Origin of the sequence: Cohnella sp. 56 (genome assembly GCF_037963805.1) — a bacterium.
Taxonomy (GTDB): Bacteria; Bacillota; Bacilli; order Paenibacillales; family Paenibacillaceae; genus Cohnella.
Genome location: NZ_JAZDQE010000002.1, coordinates 330,869 through 356,969, shown reverse-complemented (window position 1 = coordinate 356,969; position 26,101 = coordinate 330,869). Strand labels below are relative to the sequence as shown.

Below are 26,101 nucleotides of genomic sequence, written 5' to 3'. Positions count from 1 at the left end.
ATCACTCCTCGCTGCTCTTAAGTATGCCTTGTTTCTCGCTCCAGACCGTCTTGCCGCCGACCATCGTCAGCGCCGGCCAGCCGGCCAGCTTCCAGCCCGTGAACGGCGTGTTGCGCCCCTTCGTCAGGAAGCTCGCCGGATCGACTTCGCGCTCGCTCTCCAGGTCGATCAGCGTGATGTCCGCCGGCGCCCCTACGTCCAGCTTGCCCGTCTTCAGCCCGAACACGCGGGCCGGATCGCTCGTCATGCGGCTTAGCAGGAACCCGAGACTCCAGCGGCCGGTCTTGACGAACTTCGTGTACAGCAGCGGGAACGCCGTCTCGAAGCCGACGATACCGAACGGTGCGCGCTCCATGCCCTTCGCCTTCTCTTCCTCGCTGTGCGGGGCGTGGTCGGTGACGATGATGTCGATCGTCCCTTCCTCCAGCGCCGCGATGCAGGCCTCGACATCGCGCGGCGTGCGCAGCGGAGGGTTCATCTTCCAATTGGCGTCCATGCTGTCCGGAATATCCTCGTCCGACAGCAGCAGGTGATGCGGACACACCTCGGAGGTGACGTTCACGCCGATCGACTTGCCGAGCTTGATGAGCCGGATCGATTGCTCCGTGCTGACGTGACAGACGTGATAGTGCACGCCCGTCGCCTCCGACAGCAGAATGTCGCGCCCGACATGGATCGCCTCCGACTCGTTCGGGATGCCCTTCAGCCCGTGCCGCTTTGCGAACTCGCCTTCGGATACGGCCGCGCCCACAACGAGCGAGTCGTCCTCGCAGTGCGCGATGACCGGCATGCCGATCGACTTGGCCAGCGCCATCGCGTTTTTCATCATCTGCGCGTTCTGAACGCCGACGCCGTCGTCCGTGAAGCCGATCGCGCCGGCTGCTTTAAGCGCCTCGAAGTCGGTCAGCTCGCGGCCGAGCTCGTTTTTGGTGATCGCCGCGTATGGCAGGACACGCACGCCGCAGGCGGCCTCGGCCTTGTCGAGCACCAGCTTGACCGTATCCGGCGTATCGATGACCGGCCGCGTGTTCGGCATGCAGGCGATCGTCGTGAAGCCGCCCTTCGCCGCGGACGCCGTCCCCGTCGCGATCGTTTCTTTATGTTCGAAGCCCGGCTCCCGCAGATGCACATGCATATCGATGAATCCGGGCGCGATCAGCTTGCCCGCGGCGTCGATGACCTCCGCGCCGGCCGTATCCGGCTCAGCCTTGCCGTCCAGCCATTCGGCTACGACACCATTTTCCAATCGCAGATGCTTCCTGATCGTCTCGCCCGTCTGGGGGTCGACCGTCTGTCCGTTAAGTATCCATGTCGTCAAAAGGTTTTGTCCTCCTTCGCGCATTTGCAGCCTCGTCGCGCCCGACTCAGCCTCTTACTTCCGCCTCGCGCGGATGCTTGATCATGACCTGGTCGTCGCCGTCGATCTCCCGCAGCGACACTTCGATCTCCTCGTGCTTGGACGTCGGCACGTTCTTGCCGACATAGTCCGGGCGGATCGGCAGCTCGCGATGCCCCCGGTCCACCAGCACGGCCAGTTGGATCGATTGGGGTCTGCCGCAGTCCATCAGCGCGTCCATCGCGGCCCTGATCGTGCGGCCCGTGTAAAGCACGTCGTCGAACAGGATGATGCGCTTGTCCTTCACGTCGAAGGAGCGGTCGCCGTCGCTGCAGACGAGCCCCGAAGGGGCGGCATCGAGCAGCGGCCGGTCGTCGCGGTAGCGCGAGATGTCCAGCTCGCAGGACGTGACCGGGCTGCCCTCGATCTCGCGGATCCGCTCGGCGATGCGCCGGGCAAGGTACACGCCGCGCGTCCGTATGCCGACGATGACGCAGCCTTCGATTCCTTTGTTTTTCTCCAGAATCTCGTGCGCGATCCGTGTCAGCGCCCTGCGGATGGCGGCTTCGTCCATTATGATGTTCGGGGGTTCCTGCACGGGTGCGCCTCCTCCTCCACGGTAAGACGGCATCAAAAAACCTCCTTGCGTCAGCAAGGAGGCCGGGATATACGAAGATGATGACGCCGCGAACCGGACTTAGTCGCCTACAAGGCCAGTCCACGCTCTAGTCGCGCCGAAGCACATCTGCAGTATTCGCCACCTTGCCAGTCTCACGGGACTGAATTAAAGGTACGGGTTTATTGATGCTTATTATCGCATTTTCGACATAGGCTGTCAACAAGCCGGATGGATTCGGACGCGAGGTGCGTGACGACTCGAAAAAGGCGCGATGCCTGCACCAGGAGAGGCGATGCGCAGCTTGACCGCGCAAAATGCTGCAACGCCTGCACCAGGAGAGGCGATTCGCAGCTTGACCGCGCAAAATGCTGCAACGCCTGCACCAGGAGAGGCGATGCGCAGCTTGACCGCGCCAAACGCCCCATCGCCTCCACTACGAGAGGCGATGCGCAGCGTGACCGCGCCAAACACCCTATCGCCTCCACTACGAGAGGCGATCCGGCGCAACAGCGCGCAAAACGCCGCACCGCCTGCACCAGGAGAGGCGATGCGCAGCGTGACCGCGCAAAATGCCCCATCGCCTCCACTACGAGAGGCGATCCGGCGCAACAGCGCGCAAAATACCGCAACGCCTGCACCAGGAGAGGCGATTCGCAGCGTGACCGCGCCAAACACCCTATCGCCTCCACTACGAGAGGCGATCCGGCGCAACAGCGCGCAAAATGCCGCATCGCCTCCACCAGGAGAGGCGATGCGCAGCTTGACCGCGCCAAATGCCCCATCGCCTCCACTACGAGAGGCGATCCGGCGCAACAGCGCGCAAAATGCCGCAACGCCTCCACCAGGAGAGGCGATGCGCAGCGTGACCGCGCAAAATGCCGCAACGCCTCCACTACGAGAGGCGATTCGCAGCGTGACCGCGCCAAACACCCTATCGCCTCCACTACAAGAGGCGATCCGGCGCGACAGCGCGCAAAACGCCGCACCGCCTCCACTGGAAGAGGCGATGCGGTGCTTGACTGCGCAGCCAGCTACAAATTAAAACTCGAATTCGACGTCCGTCAGGCGGCGCTTGATCTCCCCGATGACGCGGCGCTCCTCTTCCTCGCCGGCGGCGATAAAGGTGACGGAAAAACGCACGAAGTGTCCCGCATCGTCCCACGGCACGGACGAGATCAGCTTCTCGCGGATCAGGAACTGCGAGAAGTCTTCGCCGGTCTCGAAGCGCTGCCCGCCCTTGATGCCCTTCGGCGCTTCGACGTACAGGAAGAACGAGCCCTTCGGTTTCTCGGCCTTGAAGCCGATCTCGTTCAGCGCGGCGACGAGCAGGTCGTGACGGCGCGAATACTTCTCTGCGATCGCCTCGGTGATCTGCGGATTGGCCAGGCCGTATGCCGCAGCCTTCTGGATCGCGATGAACTGGCCGGAGTCGTTGTTGTCCTTGATATCGCTGAACGCCTTGACGATCAGCGGGTTGCCTGCGACGAAGCCGATGCGCCAGCCGGTCATGTTGTACGACTTGGACAGCGAGTGCAGCTCGACGCCGACGTCCTTCGCACCCGGTACGGACAGGAAGCTCAGCGGCTTCGCGCCGTCATAGGTCAGTGCGGCGTACGGCGCATCATGCACGACGACGACTTCGTTTGTCTTCGCCCATGCGACGACTTCGGCGAAAAATTCGGGCGTCGCAGCCGCGCCCGTCGGATTGTTCGGGTAGTTCAGGTACAGCAGCTTCGCGCGCTTCGCGATGTCGGCCGGAATCTTGGACAGATCCGGCAGGAAGTTGTTTTCCTTCGTCAGCTGCACGTTGTACACTTCGCCGCCGAGATACTTCGTGTGCGTACCGAGCACCGGGTAGCCGGGCACGGTCATGATCGCGACATCGCCGGGATTGATGAATGCCGAAGGCATCATGGCGAGCGCCGGCTTGGAGCCGATCGAGTGCACGATCTCGGTCGCCGCATCGATGCCGTCGACGGAGAATACATCCTTCAGGTACTGCGCGGCCGCCGCCTTGAACTCCGGGATGCCGTTGTCGGCATAGCCGCGGTTTTCCGGCTTGGCGGCTTCCTCGGCCAGCTTGGCGATGATGCCGTCGTCGGCCTTCTCGTCCGGCTCGCCGACGCCGAGGTCGATCAGCTCGATGTCAGGGAACGCCGCGCGTGCGGCCGCCTTGGCGCGCTTGATCTTTTCAAACTTGTAAATGTTCGTGTCCTTGCCGTAGTTCGCGCCGCCGATGCGGTCCGCGAATTGCTGTTGAATAAAGGTGCCTTGATATTGTTCGACGCTCACGATTGCGACACTCCTTGTCCGATGGCGGATATGTGATAGGCTGGTTGGCTTATGTTATCACTATGCCTCACAAGTGCAGGCGGCCGCCATGGACTAATCCGAAGATCATTTGCAGAAATCGGGGAGGCGTGGCGAAATGGCGGACATCGCATCCTCCGTCCGGCAGGACAGTCAGCGTGTTCTCAGCATGTAGAGCGCATGCTCCATATCCGCCGGCAGCGGGGCCTCGAACGACAGCCGCTCGCCCGTGCGAGGATGATCGAAGCCGAGAATGCCCGCATGCAAAGCTTGTCCGGCCATGCCGAGCGTGCGCCCGCTGCGTCCGCCGTAGAACGGATCGCCCACGATCGTGTGACCAATGTACTTCATATGCACGCGAATCTGATGCGTACGCCCCGTCTCAAGCTGGAGCTCGACAAGCGTATAATCGCCGAACCGCTCCACTACGGTGAAGTGGGTCACGGCCCGCTTCGAGCCCTTCTCCGTGACCGTAAACAGCTTGCGGTCGCCGCTGTCGCGTCCGATCGGCGCGTCGATCGTCCCGCGATCATGCGGCACGTTGCCGTAGACGAGCGCGGTATACCGCCGCGTGACGGAGTGGTCCTTGAGCTGCTGCGCGAGCGATCCGTGCGCCAGATCGTTCTTCGCCGCCATGAGCAGGCCGGACGTATCCTTGTCGATCCGGTGCACGATGCCCGGCCGCAGATTCCCGTTGATGCCGGACAGATCCCGGCAGTGATAGAGCAGCGCATTGACGACCGTACCGGAGGCATGTCCCGGCGCCGGATGCACGACCAGCCCCCGCGGCTTGTCGATGACGATGACGTCCGCGTCCTCATATACGACGACGAGCGGTATATTCTCGGGCTCGGCTTCGATCGGGGCCGCATCGGGCATGTCGACGGCAACGACGCTGCCGGCCGCCAGCTTGGCGTTGGGCTTGACCCGCAGGCTGTTCACGGTTACATGTCCGTCCCGAATCCAATCCTGGATCTGGGAGCGCGACACGGCCGCGTCCTTGATCGCATCCGCGAGGAACTTGTCGATACGGGCTCCGGCATCGTCGCCGGCGATTTCCCAGATCATCGTTTCGGCGGCGTCGGTCTCTTCCGACTCCATATCGGATGCCGTGTCGTCGGCGGTTGCAGTCAGCACTTCCGCCGGACGCTCATCGTCCTTTTCAGACGGGTTGTTGCTCGCTTGATTCTTTTTGTTGTTCATTTTTGTTCTCCTGTGTCTGTGTAGGCGTGAGCAGCGAATCGAGAATAATCAGACATACCCCGACGACGATCGCCGAATCGGCGAGGTTGAAGATCGGGAATGTATAAGAGCCGAAGTTGAATTGGAGAAAATCGACGACTTGTCCGTAGATGGCGCGTTCCAGAAAGTTGCCCAGCGCGCCGCCCAGGATGAGCGCCAGCGCGGCGAGCATCAGCCTGCGGTTGTTGCGGTGCGAACGGCCCAGGTAGATCACGATGGCAGTCACGACGGCAACGGTTATCACGAGGAAAAACCAGCGCTGCTCCTGAAGGATGCCGAATGCCGCTCCGCGGTTGTGAATGAACGTGATATAAAAGAAATTGCCGATGACCTTGACCTGCTCGTTCAACTCCAAATTGTGCTCGATCAGTTTTTTGGAGATGTAGTCGATCACAAATACGACCGCAGCTACGAGGTAATACACCCACAAACCGATTTGACGTCGTTGCATGTCCGGATTGCCGCCCTTCCGCGAATATTCTGACCGAATAGGCCGAATGCACTGATTTTAACATACCGTCAGAGCGGGCGTCCAACGTCTTTCTCCAATTCGCGGCAGCATCTCCATCGATGTCCTCCTGCAGGCCGACATGAATCCCCGCCGCTGCGAGCAAACTAGCTGTCGTATGGATCGCCGTCAAAAATGGACATCAAGCAAGGTGGCGACAAATCAAGGAGGGGTTGGCATGCATGGTACGCTGTCCGACAGCTTCATGAGCGAGCAGCGCGGACGGCTGCTGGCGCACCGCGCAGAGATCGAGAGCCGCGTCGGCGACAACGGCCACTTCGGACTGCATAATAGCTACCGCGACGCTACGGGAGAGCTGAGCAGCATCGACAATCATCCCGCGGATGCCGGCACCGAGACATTCGAGCGCGCCAAGGACATCGCGCTGCTCGAGCGTGAAGCGCTGGCGCTGGAGAAGATCGAAGCGGCCATCCGCCGCATGGATACCGGCGAATACGGCATATGCGCGGCCTGCGGCAAATTCATCGCCCGCGAGCGTCTCGAAGCGATGCCGACGGCGATTTATTGTGTAGAGCACGAGCCCGTGCAAGCCGAAAAAGAGGGGCGCCCCGCCGAGGAACTGTTCCTGCACCCGCCGTTCGGCCGCACGAGCATGGACGAGAGCGACGAGCAGAACGGCTTCGACGGCGAGGACGCCTGGCAGATCGTCGAGTCGTGGGGCAATGCCGACAGCCCGGCCATGGCCGAGGGCAACAACAATGACGATTACTCCGCGTTATATATAGAAGCGGACGAGAACGAGGGCTTCGTCGAGCCGATCGAGAGCTTCCTCGCAGCGGATATCACCGGCAAAATGAGCGGTATCGTGCGCAGCCGTACGTACCGTCACTATCTAGAAAATCATGAGGGCGAAAACTTGCTCGAGCCGGAGGATGTCTGGAAAGAATCGGACGATTAGCGGCATCACGCCCATAGTCGGCGGTCGAGAGGCAAGCGGATGCGGCGGCAGCAAATATGTCGCCGCTATCCGCTCGCCGTCCGCAACGCGCCAACGCCGCTAGCGCCGCTTTAATAATGCTCGATCTCCAGCTGCCGCTGCACGATCTTCACGATCTCCGCGATATAGTCGCCGATGATCGGCAGGTTCAGCGCGCCCAGTATTTGCAGCAGCCAGACGATCGTCGCCGCAAAAAACGTAAATCCGAGCGCAATGCCGATGCCCCGCGCAATGCCCGACAGCCAGTTGCGCCAGATCAGCTGCCACGGCCGGCTCATGAGGTTGACGTAATCTTTGAGCTGCGCTTTTTCCATCTGTACGGCCAGATCGTCGAGCCGCCCGGACAGCCCTTCGAGCAGACGCCGCAGCGCGTTCGCTTCCTCCGCCAATGCCTTCGTCCTGTTGTCTCGCCCGCGATTCGCCTCTCGCTCGCTCATCTGCTCCTCCCGCGCCATGCGAAAACGAGTCCCGCCGCCAGAAAGCGCCGTCGATCTTTGGCGCATTCTTCTCGGACAGGACTCGTTTTTGCGTTTTTCCTGCTGCTATTCAGGTTGGCTCAAATCGCCATTTTCCATACGTCTCGCCTCAGTCCGCTGCGATCGCGATGCCGATGCGCAATTCCCCGGCCTGCACCGTCTCCGTCGCGTCGGTGCGCCCGAACGACACATCGTTCACGAGCACGTTGTCGCGCAGCACGTCGTCATAAGCGCGCAGCGCGGCTTCCGTCACCGCATCCGCCTCAAGCACGAGCCCGACCCGTTGCTCGATCGGCAGATCGAGCTTTTTGCGCTGGTCCTGCACGGCGCGGATGACTTCGCGTACGATGCCCTCCTGTACGAGCGCGGGCGTCAGCTCCGTGTTGAGCGCGACCGTGACGCCGCCGCCGGACGCGGATGCGAAGCCGGGCTTCGCCTGCTTCTCGACGAGCAGCTCCTCCAGCGTCACCGTGATCGCCTCGCCGTCCGCCGACGAATACGGCAGCACGCCGGACGTCACGACGCCGCGCGCATCCTCCGCGGAGAGCGACTTCAGCTTGCCCTGGATCGGGCCGACATGCTTGCCGTACTTTTTGCCGGCCAGCTTGAGGTTCAGCTTCAGCGTATAGTCAACGAACCCGCTGTCCTCGGTCACCAGCGTGACCGCCTTGACGTTGAGCTCGTCCTTGACGATCTCCTCGTACTCCGCAGCCTCGAACGGCACGCTCAGCGCGACGAGCAGCTCGGACAGCGGCTGGCGCGTCTTGAATCCGGTCTCTTTGCGCACATTGCGCGCCAGCTCGACGATGCCGCGGGCCGTCTCCATGCCGCCTTCCAGCTCGGCGTCGATCGCGGCCAGGTTGGCGACCGGGTAGTCCGCCAGATGGACGCTGCCCTCGCCGCCCAGATTGCGGTACAGGTCGTCCGCGAGGAACGGCAGGTACGGCGCGATGAGCTTCGCCAGCGTCAGCAGCACGGTGCCGAGCGTCTGATACGCCGCGACCTTGTCTTCGCCCAGGCCGCTGCCCCAGAAGCGGTCGCGGGAGCGGCGCACGTACCAGTTGGACAGCTCGTCGACGAACGCTTCGATCCGTTTGGCCGGATTGAGGAAGTCGTTGGCGTCCAGCCCCTTGACCGTCTCGGCGACGAGCGAGTTCAGGCGCGACAGAATCCAGCGGTCCAGCTTGTTCGCGGACGGCTTCGCCGCGTGCTCCTCGGGTTTGTAGCCGTCGATCGTCGCATAGAGGGCGTAGAACGCATGCGTGTTGACGATCGTGTCGACGACCTTGGACTTCGCCTCGGCGACGATGCCCTTGGAGAAGCGCTTGCTGTTCCATGGCGCGCTGTCGGCGAGCAGCGACCAGCGGAACGCGTCGGTGCCGAACTCCTCGATGATGTCCCAAGGGTCGATGACATTGCCCTTGGACTTGCTCATCTTCTGTCCGTTCTCGTCGAGTACATGGCCCGTCGAGATGACCGACTTGTATGGCGCCTTGCCGTTGTACAGCGTGGAGACGGCCAGCAGGCTGAAGAACCAGCCGCGCGTCTGGTCGATCCCCTCGCAGATGAAATCGGCGGGATACTGCTCCTCGAACCGCTCCTTGTTTTCGAACGGATAATGCTGCTGCGCGAACGGCATCGAGCCGCTGTCGAACCAGACGTCGATGACCTCGGGCGTCCGCTGCATCGTGCCGCCGCAGCCGCAGCGCAGCTCGATGGCATCGACATAAGGCTTGTGCAGCTCGATATCCTCGGGCACCTCGCCCACGGCCGCCGCGCGCAGCTCCGCGATGCTGCCCGGCGACTTCTCGGCGCCGCAGTCGTCGCAGGTCCATACGTTGAGCGGCGTGCCCCAGTACCGGTTGCGGCTGATGTTCCAGTCCACCAGGTCCTCCAGGAACTTGCCGAACCGGCCGTCGCGCAGATGCTCCGGATACCAGGCGATGCCCTTGTTGTTCTCGATCAGCTGGTCCTTGACCGCCGTCGTCTTGATGAACCAGCTCTCGGTCGCATAGTAGAGCAGCGGCGTCTTGCAGCGCCAGCAGAACGGATAGCTGTGCTCGTACTTTTCCTTGTGGTACAACAGACCGCGCTCCGACAGCGACTTCACGATGTCGATGTCGACCTCGGGGTCCTTGACGAAGCGGCCGGCAAATGCCTTGACTTCTTCCGTGTAGCGGCCCTGACCGTTCACGACCTGGAGCATCGGCACGCCGTGCTCGCGGGCGACGCGATAGTCGTCCTCGCCGTGCGCCGGCGCGATATGGACGATGCCCGTACCGCTCGAATCCGACACGTACGCCGCGTCGATGACGCGGTAGGCGCCCTCGAGCGGGCCTCCGGCATAAGGGAACAGCGGCTCGTAGGTCAGACCGACGAGCTCTTTGCCGAGCACCGTGCCGAGCTGCTCGTATTCGCCCTTCATCACCTGATCGACGAGCGAGCCGGCGACGATATACGTCTCGCCATTCTGGGAGACACGCGCGTATTCGATCTCCGGGTGTACCGCGAGCGCGACGTTGGCCGGCAGCGTCCACGGCGTCGTCGTCCACGCGAGCACGAACTCCCCGCTGTCCGTCAGCTTGAACTTGGCGGTGGCGGTCAGGTCCTTGACATCTTCGTAGCCCTGCGCGACTTCATGCGAGCTGAGCGTCGTCTGGCAGTCCGGGCAGTACGGGCTGACGCGGTGGCCGCGGTACAGCAGCCCTTTGCCGTGAATCGTGGACAGCAGATGCCAGACGCTCTCGATATACTTGTTGTCGAGCGTGATATACGGATTGTCGAGATCGGTCCAGTAGGCGATCGCCTCGGTCAGCTCTCTCCATTGGCGCTCGTACTCGAACACGCTCTCCTTGCACTTTTTGATGAACGGCTCGACGCCGTACTTTTCGATCTCCTGCTTGCCCGAGATGCCCAGCTGCTTCTCGACGCCCAGCTCGACGGGCAGGCCGTGCGTATCCCATCCCGCCTTGCGGATGACGCGGTAGCCGGACATCGTCTTGTAGCGGCTGACGAAGTCCTTGATGACGCGGCCGAGCACATGCCCGATATGCGGCTTGCCGTTCGCCGTAGGCGGTCCCTCATAGAAGACGAAGTTCGGCTTGCCGCTGCGGTTTTCAATCGACCTGCGGAATGTATCCTCGGCCTTCCATTGCTCCAGTACGCGCAGCTCGCGGCTGCGCGCTTTTTCTTTGACGTCCACGCGACGCATGACCATCATTCCTTTTCTCAGAAAATAAAAAAAGCCCGCCCCCGCAAAGGGACGAGACATTCTCGTGGTACCACCCTTGTTCAGCCGCAGACCGTAACCATAACAAGCGGACAGCGGCGCTCAAGCCGACCGGGCTCCGCGCGCTTCCTGACGGCGGTGTCCGAATCGGTATCCCGTAACGGGGGAAGGACCGGCCGGTCTTAATGATCCGGCCTTGGACGGCGCGGACGTTCGGAACGGCGTCTCGGGGAGGATAAGCGTACGCGGAGTCCAACGTTGGCTCGCAGCAGCCGCCAACTCTCTGGGATGGTTCATCCGCACGCCGTTCCCGTCATTGACGTTGACGCGTATAACCCATTTATACGTCGAAGACGCCGATTTGTCAAACCGGCGCATGTCTACGCTCCCGCAGCCGGATATGAGCAGACTCCGTTCGGATCTCCCGAATCCTCTAATCGGCTTCAAGTCCCGAGCTTCAAGCAGTCTCTACTCGATCTCGCGCAGCCTCGGTTCCGACTCGCGCGAGCGGGAGTCCGACGATTCGAGCTTCTCCCAGCCGTCCTGCGTGAGCAGGTCGAGCTGCGTCTCCACCAACGTGCGGAATCTCGCCCGGTAGATCGAAGCCTGCTTCTTCAACTCTTCTACCTCTAGCGCGTACTTGCGCGACTTGGAGAGCGACTCGTTGATGATGCGGTCGGCATTCTTCTCGGCTTCCTTGACGATCAGCTGCGCTTCCTTCTTGGCGTTGCTCTTGACCTCGTCGGCCGCCTCTTGGGCGACGATGATTGTCTTGCTGAGCGTCTCCTCGATGTTGGCGAAGTGGCCCAGGCGCTCCTGCAGCCCTACAATCTGGTTCTGCAGATCTTTGTTGTCCCGGATCATCGCTTCGTAGTCTTTGATGATCTGATCGAGGAACTCGTTTACCTCGTCCTCGTCGTATCCGCGCAGTCTGCGCCCGAATTCCTTGTTATGAATATCCAACGGCGTCAGTGGCATTGGCCAATCCTCCCGTGCGTCATTTGCTTAAGATTTGCGACAGTCCCCAGATCTCTATACATAGGCAGATTCGACGCGAGATGCGGAATTCCTGCTTGATTCTACACATATTTGCCGATGCGCAGGCGAATCCGCCCGCTTTTCGAGACGCCGCCCGCCTCCAGCACGCGGAATCTGCCGAAGCCCTTGAACGACACGATATCCCCTTCGTGCAGTTGGGCGGACGGATCCTCCACAGGCTTGAAGTTCACCCTGCAGCGCCCCGCGCGGATCGGATCCATGATCTTCGCGCGGCTCACGCGCAGCACGTCGCTGGCGATGCCGTCGAGCCGCATCGAGGCGACCGAGATCGCCATCTCCTCGAGCTTGACGGGGACGATCCGAAGACGGTCGAGCGGCAGCACGCCGGCCGTCGTCTCCAGGCGGTGCACCTGTCTCAGATGCGTGCGCAGGAAGTCCCCGATCTCCTCCGCGATCAGCACATGGCACCCGTCCTCGCCGGCGTGAATGTCGCCGATCTTGTCGCGCTTGATGCCAAGCCCCAGCAGTGCGCCGAGATAATCGCCGTGATCCAGCTCGGCCTGCCTGCGGTCGTCGCTTGAGATGTCGAGCACGACGATGCCCGCGTCCTCGTCCTCAAGCGGCCTGTAATCAGGCGCGATCAGCGCCCTCACCCGCTCAGCGCCTTCGTAGCCGCCTTCCAGCCGGATCGCGACGTCCGGATGCCGGTTCGCCAGCGTATACAAAATATGCGCCTGGCGCGGATCGAGAAAATCGGTACGCCGAAGCTCATGCTGCTCGGCGGCCCGCTCGACCCACTCCCAGGCGCGGTCCACGAAGGACTTTTCGTCAGGATGGAAGTGCGTATATATGTCGCTATGGCTCATGTTACGTATGTTCCTTTCCCTCGGTGAGACCGAATTGCGAGACACCTTAAGATACGCCGAACCATCCCGCTACGAAGCGGATGACCTCCTCGAGGCCTCTCACCAAAAATCTCAGCGCATACCAGGCGACGATCGGGGATATATCGAGCATGCCGCCGATCGGAGGTATGATCTTGCGAAACGGCTTCAGATAAGGTTCCACAATCTTGCCGAGCAATTCGCCCACATAGCTCTGCCTGACGTTGGGCAGCCAGGACATCAGCACGTAAATGAGGATGAGCCAGCTGTAAATAAGCTGCAAATTATACAGGTAATCAATGACCTGATCCAAAGCCGTCAATGCTGTTGTCACCTCATTTTAGAGTAATCGGCATCCTCCGCGAGAAGCTCCGAGATCGTACCGGTGATCTCGACCGAATCCGGCGTGCACAAAAAGATGTTCGGGCCGAGCTTGGAAATATGCCCGCCGAGCGCATAGACGGTGCCGCTCAGAAAATCGACCATCCGGATCGCCTGGTCTCTGCGGACCCGCTGCAGGTTGACGACGACGGAGCGCCTCGACTTGAGATGATCCGCAATCTCTTGCGCCTCGTTGTCGTACGTGCGCGGTTCGGTCAAGATGACGCGGACATGCTTCTGGGAATGGATGCTCACGATATTATTCTTTCCCGTAGGTTTACGCGATTCGAAGGCGGAGGTTTCAACTTCCGGCTCATCCTCGTACCCCATCGGTTCTTCGCGTTCGCGTCCCTGTTCCTGCTCGTCCTGGAGGCCGAGATAGTTCAAAAACTTGTTGACGACGCCCATTAAGATCCCTCCGTTATCCGTTCATATCTTCGTGTCCGACGAGGACGCTGCCAAGACGAACCCAAGTGGCCCCTTCTTCGATCGCGACCTCAAAGTCTCCCGACATGCCCATCGACAGCTCGGTCAGGGGCTCGTCCAGCACGCCGCTGGCGTTCAGCTCCCGAAGCAGTGTGGATAGGCGGCTGAATACCGGCCGCGTCTCCTCGGGATCGTCCGCTACGGGGGCCATCGTCATCAGCCCGATCGGCTTGATGCCGTGCAGGCCTCTGATCGAGGCGGCGAATCCGGCCAGCTCGGCCGGCGCCAGCCCGTGCTTCGAGTCCTCGCCGGATACGTTGACCTGCAGGAAGCAGGGCACGCGGATGCCCAGAATCACGGCGCGCTTATGTATCTCCTCAGCGAGCGACATCCGGTCAAGAGAGTGGATGTAATCGAACTTGCCGACGACATCCTTCACCTTTTTGCTCTGAAGCGAGCCGATATAGTGGAACACGGCTTGTCCTTCGAGCAGGCGCCATTTCTCCTCGGCGGCGGGCCAGCGGTTCTCGCCGATATGACGCATGCCCGCCTCGACGGCGAGTCTGGCCGTATTCGCCGACACATATTTTGTGACCGCGACGACGTTAACATCGCCTGGATCCCTGCCGCTTCTCGCGCAAGCTTCGGCGATTCGACGCTCGACATCCTGCAGCCGCTGCTCTAATGACACCGAGCTTTCACCTCTATTTCTTTTTACCCAGCCAGCTCATCATTCGACCCGTTCGACCCTGCTCCATGCGATGAGAGAAGAACAGATTCGTGCTGCAGCTGGTGCACCACCCTGACATTTCGATGCGGCTCGGCATAATTCCTGCTTTTATCATAAGATGCTTGTTGATTTCTTTCAAGTTTAGCCGAGATTTGCCTGCCGAAGACGCCGTATAAAATTTATTTTCGTCCGGCACGACCTCCCGGACTTGCCGCATGACCGTCTCGTCCACCTCGTAGCAGCAGCCTCCGATCGACGGTCCGATCGCGGCGTACAGCTCCGCCGGCTCGCTGCCGTATTCGCGGGACATCGCGGCCACCGTAGCCGCTGCGATATCGGCTACCGTCCCTTTCCAGCCGGCATGGGCCAATCCCAGCGCCCCCCGCTTCGGGTCGTAAAAATATAAAGGCACGCAATCCGCGAAGTACATCACCAGCAATATACCCGATTCGTCCGTGATGAGCGCGTCCGCATCTTGAATCGCGCTCTCGCGGGACTGCCTGCCCCGTCCGCGATCCTCGGACGTGACCCGGTACACCCGCTTGCCGTGCACCTGTTCAGCACAGGTCCAAGCCTCGAACGGCCAATCCAGCGCCTCTGCGATCGCTCGGCGATTCGCGATGACTGCGGCTTCATCGTCCTCCACATGCAGCGCCGTATTCAGACTGGCCCGCGGCGCCAGGCTCTGTCCGCCGCCGCGGGCGGAAAAACCGGCTGTGAGGCTCTCGAATCGCGCCCACGGCGCGAGAGGCAGAAGCTCGGGGGCGACGACGCGCGTGCCCGGTACGGATTCGTATGCGAATGGTTCCATATTGCGCCACCTCCGCCCCAAGTTTACCATAGCTACCTTGCCATGGCGAACGCGATGTCTCCCCGCCTTCTCCATCGTATTGCTTCATTTCGGTTACAGCTTGAGCCGGGTCGGGCTTGATCGCGATGTCGGCCCAATCCGTCCACTCCGTCCACTCCGTTCAATCCGCCCGCTGTCCGGCTCAGCGGTTCCCGTTGTCCGCTTCGAGCGTTTTGTAGGTTCTCGCTTCCTCCAGGCGTACCAGCACGACGTCCGCGCCGATCTTGACGATGCTGCGCCAAGGAATGACGACATCCTCTCCCGCTCCAAAAATACCGAACATCCGCGTCCCGACCGGCACGACGATCGCATCGATACGCCCCTGTCTCAGATCCAGCTCAAGATCGGCTACATGGCCCAGCTTTTTGCCGTCGACGATATTGATGACATCCTTCGCCTGAAAATCGGATATTTTCATGATGGCGCCCCCGCTTTCCGCAGTCCGGCCTCCGCTTGCCGCTCAATAGCCGGTCAACCGCCCAGTATTCATTATATGAGCCATGCTCCAAAAGTTGACCGTCCCGTTCGGCGCTTTGCCGGGAACGCCACCACAAAAAGACCGGATCTGCCGCACGCGATTGCGCGCAGCTGCGATCCGGTCCTGTCCGCTTCGTACTGCTCATTTCATTTTACGTTTTAACGTGTTTTTGCATTTGTAGAATGGCCGATTTCTCTAGCCTGGACACTTGTGCCTGCGAGATGCCGATCTCGTCGGCAACTTCCATCTGCGTCTTGCCTTCGAAGAAGCGCATCGACAATATCATTTTTTCTCGATCGTTCAGCTTGCGCATCGCTTCTCTCAGCGCGATCTCTTCGATCCATTGAATATCCTTGTTGCGCTCGTCGCTGATCTGATCCATCACATAGATCGGATCGCCGCCGTCATGGTAGATCGGCTCGAACAGCGATACAGGGTCCTGAATCGCGTCCAGCGCGAATACGATATCTTCCTTCGGCACGCCGAGCACCTGCGATATTTCCAGAATCGTGGGTTCGCGCGAATGACGATTCGTCAGCTGATCGCGAATTTGCAGCGCCTTGTAGGCGATATCGCGCAGACTGCGGGACACGCGAATCGGATTGTTGTCGCGCAAATATCTGCGAATCTCCCCGATGATCATCGGCACGGCATACGTAGAGAAGCGGACGTTCTGGCTTAAGTCGAAGTTGTCGATGGCTTTCATGAGACCTATGCATCCGACTTGGAACAAATCGTCCACATATTCGCCGCGATTGTTGAACCGTTGAATGACGCTAAGTACGAGCCGCAGATTGCCGTTGACGAGTTTTTCCCGGGCTTCGATCTCACCGCGGGTTTGCAGAGCGAGGAACAATTCCCTCATTTCGGCGTTATTGAGTACGGGCAGCTTTGAGGTGTCCACTCCACAAATCTCCACTTTGTTGCGGGTCAAGTTGTTTCCCTCCCGGGAGCAGCATTACTGTAAAGTATCTCCTGGGATAGGCTTTTTATTCCCGCACAACGGCAATGGAGAGATCGTCAGACCATCTTGTTGAACTCCTTGCGCAATCTTTTAATGATCCTTTTTTCCAGCCTGGAGATATACGATTGCGATATGCCGAGCAGATCGGCTACGTCCTTTTGCGTCTTTTCCTCTCCGTCCGCCAGACCGAAGCGAAGCTCCATGATCGTACGCTCCCGGTCCGCCAGCTTGTCGAGCGCCTTGTGGAGAAGCTTGCGGTCCACCTGCTCCTCGATGTTGCGGTAGATCGTATCGTTCTCGGTGCCGAGCACGTCGGACAGCAGCAGCTCGTTGCCGTCCCAATCGATATTGAGCGGCTCGTCGAAAGACACCTCCGTGCGTGTCTTGCTGTTGCGGCGCAAGTACATCAGAATCTCGTTCTCGATGCAGCGCGAGGCATACGTCGCGAGCTTGATTTTCTTCTCCGGATCGAATGTGTTCACAGCCTTGATAAGTCCGATCGCCCCGATCGATACCAGGTCTTCGATATGAATGCCGGTATTCTCGAATTTGCGCGCGATATACACGACCAGACGAAGATTGCGTTCGATCAGCATCGCGCGGATGGCCGCGTCGCCCGAGGGCAGCCGTTCGAGCAGATACTCTTCCTCTTCGCGCGTCAGTGGGGGCGGGAGCGCTTCGCTGCCGCCGATATAATAGATTTCTTCGCTTTTCCAGCCCAACCAGAACAACAGGCGATAGTACGTCAGTTGGTACATTAACTTCAGTTTTACGGGCATTTGCACAGCCTCCTGTCAAGCGGTCTGGGATGATGCCGATGCGGACGAGCCAGCGCTCGCGAGCGTCAGATCAGCATGGACGATCGCACGATAAGCCCCCTCCGAAGACAAGGAGCCTCCGTCCAGTCCAATGAGCACCCTGCTATGGATGCATGTCGCTTCTTGTCTTTCGGGATCCGTAATCGAGACGCTGTCCGGTTTGACCGCGAGCATCAGCTTCGTGGCGCCGCCCGCCGCCCGGTAAGGGACAAGCCTGAACCGGTCGCGCAGCAATGCAGAACCTCCCTGGGCCTCGTCCAGCTCCCCGATCAGCCGATCTGCAGATTCCACCTTCAGCCTGTCTGCCCACCCCGTGGGCAGCTGCTCGCGCCAGAGCGACGCCTCCACGACCATGACGGGCACGCGCGTGAGCGGATCGTACAGGCGATTGCCCGTGTCGACCAACCCCTTGCAGCACCACGTCTGCTCGCCGATGCGTATGCTCACATCGACCATTAGCGCCTCCAGCCTCTTCCTGCTGTCCCTGCTCTCCGCTTCGCTTCGGTACAGCCATACGGCAACCGCCAAGGTCAATGCCAGCATCGTCGCTTGCATATCGAACGACAGTACCATACCTCCATCGTTCGTAAAGGCGATGCCTTGCCACGGCGATCCGGACCAGCGGATCAACGAATACAGTCCGATCACGGCCCCGAGCATCGCGAAGTTCACCAAGTAGAACGACCCCATCGTTCTGGCAAACCTCAGCGGACCTCCATATCCGAACGACAAATAAACCATAAGCGCAGAGATCATGAGTTTGACGCCGAAGGAATACAGATAAGGAACGGCCGTAACGAACATTGCTGCGGCATAGACGGCTCCGACGGTCGCCGACAAGGCAATTCGTCTTCTGGGAGGCCTCAGATGCCTCACCTTGGCGGTGGTCAACAGGATGGCTGCGTCGATCGTCAGGTTGGACAAAAATACAAGGTCCACATATACCGTCATCCGCCCCGTTCCTCCGTTCAAACCCATCGCTTACCGTTTGTCCTTTGGACCCGAATGGATTGCTCTCAGTATAAAGGGGGAATCGCGAGACGTCTGTCTAAATGCGCCGCAGGTTCGACTGTTTTTTTGTCGATGAATTTAAGCTAAATAGAGAGGAATTGGATGGAAAATTATGGTTTTCGCAAGCGAAGTTTGCTTATAAAACTGCTTTTGGGGCCTTATCCCCTTCGCTCAATAAGAGCACTGTGTGGGGCACAACGCGGATATCGTAATAAATTGTCAATGCGAATCTCAACTGAGATTAAAGAGCGATATCGATCACCTTGTAAAGGACCATCTGCTGACCCTTAGCCGCAAACGCCGCCTTGTCAGCTGACGGCAGGTCACCGTCCGCCGCGTCCCGCATAGCCGCAGCAGATGCCCGAGCACTTGGTTGCTGCCGCGCCTCGATATGTTGAACACAAACGATTGATGGTTTAAATACGCCTGCAAATACTTCAGTCCGATCCCCTGCAGCTTGTGGTCAAACCAATTCATCGCATGCCGAAGTACCGCCGACAGCGGCTTCAGACTCTTGACTCCATAGTAGGGATACATTTTCATCGACTTCACGCTCTCCGGCGCATGGTGCTCCGCAAACTCCTCGTATACGAACCGGCCCAGCAACCGCGAGTTGCCCGTCACGCTCCGGTCCATATGCTCCATCTTGATCTCGAGCAGCTCTTCGTTATCGTCCATCACTGCGCCGATCACGACCGGCTGATGCTCGGGCTTCATATGCAGGCTGCCGCCCGAATACCACTTGAATCCGTAGATGCCGCCCGTAACCGCCACCGCACCTGTGAGCTGCTGCCCTTCCGCCTCCTGCGTCAGCGCATCGCGCAGCTTGTGGCCGATCAGCCATGCCGTCTTGTAGGTCACCTGGAGAATCTCCGCCAGCTCGACGGACGTGCCCTCCTCCGCCACCCACAGCATCGCCCGGAACCACAGCCGAAGCGGCGTGCGCGTGCCGTGCATCACCGTGCCTGCCGTGATCGACGTCTGCCGCTTGCAGGAGGAACAGATGTAGAGCGGATACTTGCGCGTCCGGAGGATCGAGCAGTGCGCATAGTCGCAATCCGGGCAACGAAAGCCGTGCGGCCAGCGCGCCTGGTACAGCGCTTCGACACATTGCGCCTCCGTCCACGACTCCCAGGAACCTGCAGGCAGATCGATCAACAGCATAGGTCACGCCTCCAAAAAGGAACATTTGTTCCCATTTTAAATGGTGACAAAAGCGTTTGTCAATTGTTCCCTGGAAATTCGTTGAGCGAGCGGGATGAGGCCCGAAAAGGGGTGGAGGCAGTATTACTCAAGCCACGAGTGAGCGAAAGGGATAAGCCCCGAAAAGGTACAATACACCGATAGTCCTCTGTCACTGGTGAGCGAAGGGGATAAGGTAGGAAACGTCCCGGGACCCTCTTATCAACAAAAAAAAGCCTTCGATAGCGAAGGCAAAAAGTCGGCTCAACTGACGGATGGCATCAGATCCGCCAAGGAAAAATTGTTGCCCTCCTGCTGCGACAAATCACGCACTCTCTGCAGTGTCGATGACGGAATTGTCATAAACGCGGCCACGACATCGGGGCAAAACTGGGAACCCGCGAACTGCCGCAGCTCCGCAATGGCCGTCTCGTGGGATTTGGAGGCGCGGTAGGGACGGTCGGACGTGATGGCGTCGTACGTATCGCACACGGCAAAAATTCTGGCGGACAAAGGAATCTCTTCGCCCCGCAAGCCTTCAGGATATCCCAGGCCATCCCAACGTTCGTGATGGCAGCGGACGACATCGAGCGCCGGTCCCAAAAAGTCGATATGCGCGAGCATGCGGACGCCCATATTGACGTGTGTGCGCATAATTGCCCACTCCATCTCGTCAAGCGGTCCTTCTTTGCGCAATATCGCATCAGGGATACCGATCTTGCCGACGTCGTGAAGCAGGGCTCCGCGATACAGCATCTCCAGCTCCTGCCCTTCGACGCCCATCTGTCTGGCCAATAGCCAGGCATAAGCCGTCACCCGCAGCGAGTGGCCCTGTGTCTCATTGTCCCGACTGTCCAGCGCGCTGCTGAGCGCCTGCAATGATTCATCGTATGTCCGGTGCACACGGTCCAGCATATCGCCAAGCTCGGATTTCTGACGCTCGATAACCCTCGACGAACGAAGAAATATATGCCTAAGCCCGAAGAACAGAAGAAGCATGCCTATCGCGGTGATCAACATAATCGTCAGGCTGATGCTGACGATCTTGGCCCGCTGCGCTGACCAGTCCTTCGATACTTCGGCCACGCCGATGAGCGCTCCTGACGATGTGGACAAGGGAATCCATAGCTTGAGATTGCCCGACCGCTTGTCCGTCAGCATCTGTCCAGAACGAATGATCCGCTCGAACTGCTCCCGCTCGTGTCCGGTCAAAGCTTGATGCCATTCCGAATCGTCGTAGCTGAAGCGGATCTGGCCGTTGCCGTCCATAATTCGCACATCCAGAATGTTGTAGGAATCGAACGTAGCGTGCATATCCGAGTCAAACGTGCCTCCGGCTTGTATGCGAGAAGCGGAAAAGATATTAGCGTCGTCGGCTCGCCCCGTATCCGTCGACGAATAAAATAATCTGTCTGCATTAGACGGACTCGTCACATACTTGGCAACGACATCGCGCGTCAATCTGCCGTTCTCCCGGATCAGCTCGTGAGAAACAAACCAATAGGAGGTAAACGACAGAACTGCGCCAAAGATGACCACGAAGGAGGCCAACATCATAGTAAAGGAACGATATGGATCGGTCATCATGCGCCTCCCGAACGGTTCGCGACTCTGCTGTGCTGAGAAAAATTCGACAGGCGCGCAGCATTTACCTGCTGCGCTGCGACAAAAAAGAGGACCGCTTCGTCAGCCGGTCCTCGGACTATAAAGCTTGCTATAATCATGCTTGTTCATGGCCCCGTTCGCGGATTAGCGGTCGCCCCGCGGACGATTGCGCAGAAATGCCGGAATGTCCAGTTGATCGTTAGAAGAAGGACTGCCTGCAAACGGACGCAAGTTGTGCCCGCTCGCGCGAGTATCTTGATGTTCGGCCTGCGATGGCGAACCGGACTGCGGCGAAGAAGTCGAGATTGGCCTGCGAACCGGCCCTTTGTGTTCGAATCCCGTCGCGATGACCGTAACCTTGATGTCGTCCTTCATACTGTCGTCGATGCTCGCGCCGAAAATCATGTTCACTTCGGGATCGGACGCCGAGATGACGATCTCCGCAGCTTCGTTCACTTCGAACAGCGAGAGATTCGATCCGCCCGTAATATTCATGATGATACCGCGAGCGCCTTCGATCGACGTCTCGAGCAGCGGGCTCATGATCGCCTTGCGCGCAGCGTCCATCGCGCGATTCTCGCCGGCCGCTACGCCGATGCCCATCAGGGCGGAGCCGCGCTCGGTCATAATCGTCTTCACATCGGCAAAGTCGAGATTGATAAGGCCAGGTACGGCAATCAAGTCGGAGATGCCTTGAACGGCTTGACGAAGCACGTTGTCGGCTTCGCGGAATGCTTCCATCATCGGCGTCTTTTTGTCGACAATCTCGAGCAGCCGGTCGTTAGGAATGACAATGAGCGTGTCTACCTTTTCCTTGAGCGCCTCGATGCCCAGCTCCGCCTGACCGGAGCGCTTGCGTCCTTCGAACGTGAACGGACGCGTCACGACGCCGACCGTCAGCGCGCCGCATTCCTTGGCGAGCTCGGCGATGACCGGCGCTGCTCCCGTGCCCGTGCCGCCGCCCATGCCGGCGGTGACGAATACCATGTCCGCGCCCTTGAGCGTGTTCATGATGCCTTCGCGCGATTCCTCGGCGGCCTTCTTGCCGACATCCGGATTCGCGCCGGCTCCGAGTCCCCGGGTCAGCTTGTCGCCGATCTGGAGCTTCTGCTCGGACTTGGTCAGATGCAGCGCCTGCGCGTCGGTATTGACAGTGATGAACTCGACGCCCTTGACGCCGTTTTCGATCATCCGGTTTACTGCGTTGCTGCCTCCGCCACCGACCCCGATGACTTTAATTTTCGCGAGCGGTTCCATTTCAAAATCAAATTCCAACATATTTCAATACTCCTCCTCGCTTCGCTGGTAAATCCTCGTCAGTGGCGGCTTATATGAATTCCTTGAACATATTCTTAAACCATTCCATGACGCCGGTCTTGCCGGCAGGCGCGCTGGCGGCAGCCTTGCTTTTCGTAGGCCGCTTGGCAGGCGGAGCCCCCCGGGTCCGGACATACTTCATCACGTACTGAATCATGCCGACCCCGCTGCTGTAAGCAGGATCCCGCACCCCTATGAAGTCCGGCACGGCGATCCGCACGCTTGCCTCGAGCTCGATCTGAGCAAGAGACAGCACGCTCGGCATCGATACGGAGCCGCCTGTCAGCACGTAGCCGTTGAGCTTGTCCAGATAGCCGAGGCGCTTGACCTCCTGGCGGATCATATGGAAAATCTCCTGCATGCGAGGCTCGATAATATTGGCCAGGTCGATCTGGGAAAATTCCTTTTCCACGTTGCTGCCGACGCGCATCACCTTGAAGCGGACATCGTCGGCTGCCTCGTCCACCCGGGCGCATCCGTACTTCAGCTTGATTTTCTCCGCATGCTCCGTCTGCGTCTTGAGTCCGTAGCAGATATCGCTCGTCACGTAGTCTCCGCCGATCGGGAGCGTCGAGACGGCAGCCAGGCTGCCGCCCTCGAAGACGGCGATCGTCGTCGAGCCTGCTCCGATGTCCGCGAGGACGGTGCCCATCTGCTTCTCGTCCTTGGTGAGCGCCATCATGCCGGAAGCGAGCGACATCAGCACGATGCCGGAGATACGCAATCCCGCCTTCTCGACGCAACGCATAAGATTATGTACGGCAGCCTTGGTGCCTGTGATGATCGTGCATTCGACTTCGAGGCGCACGCCGATCATGCCGCGCGGATCCTGGATGCCAGCCAAGCCGTCCACGAGGAACTGCTTCGGCAGCAGGCCGATGATCTCCCGCTCCGGCGGCAATGCGACGACCTTGGCGGCCTGCAGCACGCGTTCGATATCGTCCTCGCCGATCTCGCGGTCCTCGTTCGATACGGCGACGACGCCGTGATTGCTCTGCAGCGCGATATGATTGCCCGCGATGCCGACGTAAACTTCGCTGATCGTAATGCCGACCATGCGCTCCGCATGATCGACGGCATTGCGGATAGATTGGACAGTCTGGTCGATATCGACGATGGCGCCTTTGCGGATGCCATCGGAATCCGCAGAACCTACGCCGATGATATTAATGGCTCCGTTGCTGATCTCTCCGATAATGACCCGAACCTTAGAGGTTCCGATGTCCAGACTGACGATGAGGTCGTTGCTGCTCAACCGGTGGCACCTCCCGTAAATACATACAAAAAACTTGGCAATCCGGCCCTCGGGCCAAAAAAACGATACGGTCTCGCGTTATTGAAATCCTTCGCGGAAAAATGGAATATTTAAAAGTTCCGAACGAAGCCATATCGGTACACATTCAGTACTTATTCAACGCTAACGGGAATTTCCCTCTTTTTTCAACAAAAATTTTAGTTTCCTCATATTAGCAATTGACCTGCCAATCCGAGGTTATCAGCGTATCTATGAAATAGGCGCATACGTAAAATTCTAGCATTAAATCCTGTGCTTGAGTAGAGTCCTTTTCCTTAACTTAAGAGGCTTCGTCGGCGCCGTTCGGGTCCGATTGTGCCGAATAAGGCGAGTACGTGTCCGAATCCAGCAGCACGACCGACCCGGGCTCGCGATTCTCCACAAGCTCTCGCAGAATCGCGATCTTGTCGCCCAGCTTGCCGATCGTCGTCAGAACGTCGAAGCCGGAACGCGTGAATATGCGTATGCGGTCCGGATAGGCGCTCGACGGATCGGGGGATATCTCCGAGAAGTCCTCGACACCGACTGCGTCCAGTCCCCCGAGCGCGCGGCACAGTGCGGCCCGCTGGGGGTCGTCCTTTTTCCAGCTCGTCAGCACCGGCTTGTTGGGAAGCGATCCGACGCCGGACGGCTGAACGGCATATGCATTCTCAAGCACGACGGACACCCCGCCCTTGCCGTCCATTTCCACGGCGACGGCCGGATATTCATGCACCGTTACGGTCAGCTTGCCGGGGAATTTTTTGACGATGCGTACGTCCTTGACCTGGGGCAGCTGCTTGACCCGGTCCGCAAGCTTGTCCGAGCCGGGCATAAAAAACGAATCGCCGACAGATATGCCGAGCGAAGACGCAACCTGGTCCTGGGTCAAATATGTCGTGCCGTGAATCTCGACCACGCTGATTCGGGACAATGAAGACCGGAAGAACAGCACGATCAACACGGCGACGAACAAGGCGATAACGATCCACAGCAGCTTGCCGCCTCGGCGCCGAGTCGCCGTCTGCTCCCGCGGAATGGCGGGAATCCGCTCTAACATCTTGCGTGCTCTCCTCTCGACTGCCGGCGACAGCGCATGGCTTGTCCCATTAAGTAAGCTAGTCGCGTACGCCTGCCGCCGGATCGGCGAAGCGCAGGCGAGTGCGTCACGACCTGCCGTGCCGGCCGGAAGCGGATAAGCATGCCTCGCTTATCCCTCCCGCCCGATATAGTCGAATCAAGCTTCTAATCCGAAACTACGCGGGAGATGCTGCCGCCGATGCCGGCAAACATCCGCTCGATCTCATCGTAGCCGCGGTCGATATGATGAACCTGCTCCACGACCGTCCGTCCCTCGGCAGCAAGACCCGCGATGACCAAGGCGGCGCCTGCCCGCAGATCCGTCGCTTCGACCGTCGTGCCGTATAACACCGGGACGCCCCGGACGATCGCCGAGTTCAAGTCGATCCGAATGTCCGCGCCCATGCGGCACAATTCGTCGACATGCTTGAAGCGTCCTTCGAACACCGTCTCCTTGATCACGCTGACGCCGTCTGCGAGCGACAGCAGCACCATCAGCTGCGCCTGCATATCGGTCGGAAAAGCAGGATAAGGAGAGGTAACGATGCGGTCGACCGCTCGCGGCCGTCCGCTGGCACCGACCTTTATTATACCATCCCCGGTCTCGATGTGAACACCGGCGCGGCGCATGACGTGGATCAGAGAGATCAGATGCGAGGATTCCGCGCCCTCGAGCACCACTTCGCCCCGCGTCGCCGCGGCAGCTACCATGACGGTCCCCGTGACGATCCGGTCGGGTATGATCTCGAAGTCGCAGCCGCCGAGCGCATCGACGCCGTCGATCGCGATCATATCGGTGCCCGCGCCGCGGACCTTGGCCCCGAGTGCGTTGAGGAAGCGCTGCAGGTCCTGAATCTCCGGCTCTCGCGCCGCGCCGATAATCGTCGTCCGGCCCTGCGCCATGACGGCCGCCATCATAATATTCTCGGTAGCGCCGACGCTAGGGAAGTCGAGACTGATCTCGGCGCCGGTCAAGCGGTCCGCCCGGCAGACGATCCGGCTGCCCGTCTCCTCGATATGCGCGCCGAGCGCGGCCAGCCCCCGAAGGTGCAGGTCGATCTTGCGTTCGCCGATCGCACAGCCTCCCGGCTGGTACACCTGCACTTCGCCGAATCGGGCGAGCAGCGGCCCCATCAAAAAGACGGACGAACGCATGAGGCGCATCAGCCGCTCCGGCACATGCGAGGAGGAGGCGACGGTGCCGTCGATCGTGACGGTCGAATCCTCCCGCCGCGCCGTGCAGCCGAGATCTCGCATAATGTCCAGCATCACTTCAATGTCGAGCAGCTTCGGTATGTTGCGAAGAGTTACCGACTCCTGGGCGAGCAGCGTCGCGGCCAGAATCGGCAGGGCGGCGTTCTTGGCTCCGTGGATGCGGATGGTGCCCGAAAGCGGTCTGCCGCCTTCAATCACCAGTTTGTCCAA

General features: G+C 59.8%; 25 protein-coding genes. 1 reads left to right on the top strand and 24 read right to left on the bottom strand.

From position 1 onward, the window contains the following. Position 1 precedes the first annotated feature (1 nt). From VQ071_RS04540 to lspA, 6 genes are all read right to left on the bottom strand, one after another. The gene (locus VQ071_RS04540) at positions 2 to 1,342 is read right to left on the bottom strand and encodes a dihydroorotase (RefSeq protein WP_445293257.1); all 1,341 of its coding nucleotides are present in this window, start codon (positions 1,340 to 1,342) and stop codon (positions 2 to 4) included. Positions 1,343 to 1,364: 22 nt separating this feature from the next. After that, on the bottom strand, positions 1,365 to 1,934 hold the full coding sequence (gene pyrR, locus VQ071_RS04535; RefSeq protein WP_445293256.1) for a bifunctional pyr operon transcriptional regulator/uracil phosphoribosyltransferase PyrR: 570 nt from the start codon (positions 1,932 to 1,934) through the stop codon (positions 1,365 to 1,367). A gap of 237 nt (positions 1,935 to 2,171) precedes the next feature. Next, positions 2,172 to 2,885, bottom strand: coding sequence for a hypothetical protein (locus tag VQ071_RS04530; RefSeq protein ID WP_340512673.1), 714 nt, complete (start codon positions 2,883 to 2,885; stop codon positions 2,172 to 2,174). A 108-nt stretch (positions 2,886 to 2,993) separates the two neighbouring features. Next, on the bottom strand, positions 2,994 to 4,247 hold the full coding sequence (locus VQ071_RS04525) for an LL-diaminopimelate aminotransferase (RefSeq protein WP_340512672.1): 1,254 nt from the start codon (positions 4,245 to 4,247) through the stop codon (positions 2,994 to 2,996). Positions 4,248 to 4,418: 171 nt separating this feature from the next. Then, positions 4,419 to 5,366, bottom strand: coding sequence for an RluA family pseudouridine synthase (locus VQ071_RS04520; protein ID WP_340512919.1), 948 nt, complete (start codon positions 5,364 to 5,366; stop codon positions 4,419 to 4,421). A gap of 61 nt (positions 5,367 to 5,427) precedes the next feature. Continuing rightward, positions 5,428 to 5,958, bottom strand: a complete 531-nt coding sequence (lspA, locus tag VQ071_RS04515) for a signal peptidase II (RefSeq protein WP_340512671.1) — start codon at positions 5,956 to 5,958, stop codon at positions 5,428 to 5,430. Positions 5,959 to 6,193: 235 nt separating this feature from the next. On the opposite strand from lspA, the gene VQ071_RS04510 reads away from it, so the two are divergent. Next, positions 6,194 to 6,934, top strand: a complete 741-nt coding sequence (locus VQ071_RS04510) for a TraR/DksA C4-type zinc finger protein (protein ID WP_340512670.1) — start codon at positions 6,194 to 6,196, stop codon at positions 6,932 to 6,934. Positions 6,935 to 7,044: 110 nt separating this feature from the next. Here VQ071_RS04510 and VQ071_RS04505 read toward each other — a convergent pair whose 3' ends face one another. The 18 genes from VQ071_RS04505 to murA form a co-directional block, all read right to left on the bottom strand. Next, positions 7,045 to 7,410, bottom strand: a complete 366-nt coding sequence (locus VQ071_RS04505) for a DUF5665 domain-containing protein (RefSeq protein WP_340512669.1) — start codon at positions 7,408 to 7,410, stop codon at positions 7,045 to 7,047. A gap of 148 nt (positions 7,411 to 7,558) precedes the next feature. Continuing rightward, positions 7,559 to 10,660 carry an isoleucine--tRNA ligase gene (gene ileS / locus VQ071_RS04500; RefSeq protein ID WP_340512918.1) on the bottom strand — a complete coding sequence of 1,034 codons (3,102 nt, stop codon included), beginning with the start codon at positions 10,658 to 10,660 and terminating at the stop codon, positions 7,559 to 7,561. A 486-nt stretch (positions 10,661 to 11,146) separates the two neighbouring features. Then, positions 11,147 to 11,656 carry a DivIVA domain-containing protein gene (locus VQ071_RS04495; protein WP_340512668.1) on the bottom strand — a complete coding sequence of 170 codons (510 nt, stop codon included), beginning with the start codon at positions 11,654 to 11,656 and terminating at the stop codon, positions 11,147 to 11,149. A 101-nt stretch (positions 11,657 to 11,757) separates the two neighbouring features. Further along, entirely contained in the window at positions 11,758 to 12,543 is a 786-nt protein-coding gene (locus VQ071_RS04490) for a YlmH family RNA-binding protein (protein ID WP_340512667.1), read from the bottom strand. A gap of 46 nt (positions 12,544 to 12,589) precedes the next feature. Then, positions 12,590 to 12,874, bottom strand: a complete 285-nt coding sequence (locus VQ071_RS04485) for a YggT family protein (protein ID WP_445293260.1) — start codon at positions 12,872 to 12,874, stop codon at positions 12,590 to 12,592. 17 nt (positions 12,875 to 12,891) lie between these two features. Beyond that, entirely contained in the window at positions 12,892 to 13,350 is a 459-nt protein-coding gene (locus VQ071_RS04480; RefSeq protein WP_340512665.1) for a cell division protein SepF, read from the bottom strand. A gap of 13 nt (positions 13,351 to 13,363) precedes the next feature. Next, positions 13,364 to 14,059 (bottom strand): YggS family pyridoxal phosphate-dependent enzyme, encoded by a 696-nt coding sequence (locus VQ071_RS04475; protein WP_340512663.1) that lies wholly within the window; start codon positions 14,057 to 14,059, stop codon positions 13,364 to 13,366. A gap of 13 nt (positions 14,060 to 14,072) precedes the next feature. Continuing rightward, positions 14,073 to 14,909 carry a peptidoglycan editing factor PgeF gene (gene pgeF, locus VQ071_RS04470; RefSeq protein ID WP_340512662.1) on the bottom strand — a complete coding sequence of 279 codons (837 nt, stop codon included), beginning with the start codon at positions 14,907 to 14,909 and terminating at the stop codon, positions 14,073 to 14,075. A gap of 181 nt (positions 14,910 to 15,090) precedes the next feature. Beyond that, the gene (locus tag VQ071_RS04465; RefSeq protein WP_340512661.1) at positions 15,091 to 15,366 is read right to left on the bottom strand and encodes a YlmC/YmxH family sporulation protein; all 276 of its coding nucleotides are present in this window, start codon (positions 15,364 to 15,366) and stop codon (positions 15,091 to 15,093) included. A 211-nt stretch (positions 15,367 to 15,577) separates the two neighbouring features. Beyond that, positions 15,578 to 16,360, bottom strand: a complete 783-nt coding sequence (gene sigG / locus VQ071_RS04460; protein WP_340512660.1) for an RNA polymerase sporulation sigma factor SigG — start codon at positions 16,358 to 16,360, stop codon at positions 15,578 to 15,580. A gap of 86 nt (positions 16,361 to 16,446) precedes the next feature. After that, positions 16,447 to 17,169, bottom strand: coding sequence for an RNA polymerase sporulation sigma factor SigE (gene sigE / locus VQ071_RS04455; RefSeq protein WP_340512658.1), 723 nt, complete (start codon positions 17,167 to 17,169; stop codon positions 16,447 to 16,449). Between the two features lie 15 nt (positions 17,170 to 17,184). Then, the gene (locus VQ071_RS04450; RefSeq protein WP_340512657.1) at positions 17,185 to 18,159 is read right to left on the bottom strand and encodes a sigma-E processing peptidase SpoIIGA; all 975 of its coding nucleotides are present in this window, start codon (positions 18,157 to 18,159) and stop codon (positions 17,185 to 17,187) included. A gap of 318 nt (positions 18,160 to 18,477) precedes the next feature. Then, entirely contained in the window at positions 18,478 to 19,383 is a 906-nt protein-coding gene (locus tag VQ071_RS04445; RefSeq protein WP_340512656.1) for an IS1595 family transposase, read from the bottom strand. 282 nt (positions 19,384 to 19,665) lie between these two features. Beyond that, positions 19,666 to 20,985, bottom strand: a complete 1,320-nt coding sequence (locus VQ071_RS04440) for an HD-GYP domain-containing protein (RefSeq protein WP_340512655.1) — start codon at positions 20,983 to 20,985, stop codon at positions 19,666 to 19,668. Positions 20,986 to 21,150: 165 nt separating this feature from the next. Continuing rightward, a complete protein-coding gene (gene ftsZ / locus VQ071_RS04435) occupies positions 21,151 to 22,284 on the bottom strand; it encodes a cell division protein FtsZ (protein WP_340512654.1) in 1,134 nt (377 codons plus the stop codon). Positions 22,285 to 22,333: 49 nt separating this feature from the next. Further along, positions 22,334 to 23,578 (bottom strand): cell division protein FtsA, encoded by a 1,245-nt coding sequence (gene ftsA, locus VQ071_RS04430; RefSeq protein ID WP_340512653.1) that lies wholly within the window; start codon positions 23,576 to 23,578, stop codon positions 22,334 to 22,336. A 319-nt stretch (positions 23,579 to 23,897) separates the two neighbouring features. After that, a complete protein-coding gene (locus VQ071_RS04425) occupies positions 23,898 to 24,656 on the bottom strand; it encodes a cell division protein FtsQ/DivIB (protein ID WP_340512651.1) in 759 nt (252 codons plus the stop codon). A 185-nt stretch (positions 24,657 to 24,841) separates the two neighbouring features. Next, complete coding sequence (gene murA / locus VQ071_RS04420; protein WP_340512650.1) at positions 24,842 to 26,101, bottom strand: UDP-N-acetylglucosamine 1-carboxyvinyltransferase; 1,260 nt, start codon at positions 26,099 to 26,101, stop codon at positions 24,842 to 24,844.

Excerpts from the sequence above, each read along its gene's own strand:
- VQ071_RS04540 (WP_445293257.1), bottom strand. The coding sequence starts at position 1,342 with ATGCGCGAAGGAGGACAAAACCTTTTGACGACATGGATACTTAACGGA.
- VQ071_RS04520 (WP_340512919.1), bottom strand. The coding sequence starts at position 5,366 with ATGGAGTCGGAAGAGACCGACGCCGCCGAAACGATGATCTGGGAAATC.
- lspA (WP_340512671.1), bottom strand. The coding sequence starts at position 5,958 with ATGCAACGACGTCAAATCGGTTTGTGGGTGTATTACCTCGTAGCTGCG.
- VQ071_RS04510 (WP_340512670.1), top strand. The coding sequence starts at position 6,194 with ATGCATGGTACGCTGTCCGACAGCTTCATGAGCGAGCAGCGCGGACGG.
- VQ071_RS04505 (WP_340512669.1), bottom strand. The coding sequence starts at position 7,410 with ATGAGCGAGCGAGAGGCGAATCGCGGGCGAGACAACAGGACGAAGGCA.
- ileS (WP_340512918.1), bottom strand. The coding sequence starts at position 10,660 with ATGCGTCGCGTGGACGTCAAAGAAAAAGCGCGCAGCCGCGAGCTGCGC.
- VQ071_RS04495 (WP_340512668.1), bottom strand. The coding sequence starts at position 11,656 with ATGCCACTGACGCCGTTGGATATTCATAACAAGGAATTCGGGCGCAGA.
- VQ071_RS04490 (WP_340512667.1), bottom strand. The coding sequence starts at position 12,543 with ATGAGCCATAGCGACATATATACGCACTTCCATCCTGACGAAAAGTCC.
- VQ071_RS04480 (WP_340512665.1), bottom strand. The coding sequence starts at position 13,350 with ATGGGCGTCGTCAACAAGTTTTTGAACTATCTCGGCCTCCAGGACGAG.
- pgeF (WP_340512662.1), bottom strand. The coding sequence starts at position 14,909 with ATGGAACCATTCGCATACGAATCCGTACCGGGCACGCGCGTCGTCGCC.
- VQ071_RS04465 (WP_340512661.1), bottom strand. The coding sequence starts at position 15,366 with ATGAAAATATCCGATTTTCAGGCGAAGGATGTCATCAATATCGTCGAC.
- sigE (WP_340512658.1), bottom strand. The coding sequence starts at position 17,169 with ATGCCCGTAAAACTGAAGTTAATGTACCAACTGACGTACTATCGCCTG.
- VQ071_RS04450 (WP_340512657.1), bottom strand. The coding sequence starts at position 18,159 with ATGACGGTATATGTGGACCTTGTATTTTTGTCCAACCTGACGATCGAC.
- VQ071_RS04445 (WP_340512656.1), bottom strand. The coding sequence starts at position 19,383 with ATGCTGTTGATCGATCTGCCTGCAGGTTCCTGGGAGTCGTGGACGGAG.
- VQ071_RS04440 (WP_340512655.1), bottom strand. The coding sequence starts at position 20,985 with ATGACCGATCCATATCGTTCCTTTACTATGATGTTGGCCTCCTTCGTG.
- ftsZ (WP_340512654.1), bottom strand. The coding sequence starts at position 22,284 with ATGTTGGAATTTGATTTTGAAATGGAACCGCTCGCGAAAATTAAAGTC.
- VQ071_RS04425 (WP_340512651.1), bottom strand. The coding sequence starts at position 24,656 with ATGTTAGAGCGGATTCCCGCCATTCCGCGGGAGCAGACGGCGACTCGG.